Here is a 784-nt window from a genome sequence, read left to right as displayed (position 1 = left end):
TAGAGACGGTAGTACCATCTTCCTTTTCGTAAATACCTATTTCGTTTCCTGTAGTCGATGTACCCGTGATATCCGTTATCGTCTCGTCGATCTCGGTGACACTTCCATCGGCCTCGGTTACCGTGGCGATCAGATTACCGGCGATAACATCGGTTATGGCGATGCCGTTCGTGTTGATATCCACATCCGTTCCGTCGCCATTGGTAAACCTATAAAGTCCCCCTCCTAAGTCCGTGATATCCGATTTGGCGACTGTTACATCGGTTCCGGTCTCATCGACCAAAGTGATGTTCCCGTCATTATTGTCCTCGATACGTACAATGCTCTCTTGGATAGAGACGGTAGTACCATCTTCCTTTTCGTAAATACCTATTTCGTTTCCTGTAGTCGATGTACCCGTGATATCCGTTATCGTCTCGTCGATCTCGGTGACACTTCCATCGGCCTCGGTTACCGTGGCTATCAGATTACCGGCGATAACATCGGTTATGGCGATGCCGTTCGTGTTGATATCGATATCCGTTCCGTCGCCATTGGTAAACCTATAAAGTCCCCCTCCTAAGTCCGTGATATCCGATTTGGCGACTGTTACATCGGTTCCGGTCTCATCGACCAAAGTGATGTTCCCGTCATTATTATCCTCGATACGTACAATGCTCTCTTGGATAGAGACGATAGTACCATCTTCCTTTTCGTAAATACCTATTTCGTTTCCTGTAGTCGATGTACCCGTGATATCCGTTATCGTCTCGTCGATCTCGGTGACACTTCCATCGGCCTCGGT

At 48.0% G+C, this 784-nt stretch carries 1 protein-coding gene; it reads right to left on the bottom strand.

What is annotated here, in order from left to right; genetic code table 11:
- A partial coding sequence (locus B4Q04_RS22795) for a hypothetical protein (protein WP_161496105.1) occupies positions 1-784 on the bottom strand: 784 nt, incomplete at both ends.

Source organism: Zobellia sp. OII3, assembly GCF_002211465.1.
In the GTDB taxonomy this organism is placed as follows: Bacteria; Bacteroidota; Bacteroidia; order Flavobacteriales; family Flavobacteriaceae; genus Zobellia; species Zobellia galactanivorans.
Note: the sequence above shows the minus strand (reverse complement) of the source record. Positions and strands in the feature narration are given on the sequence as shown.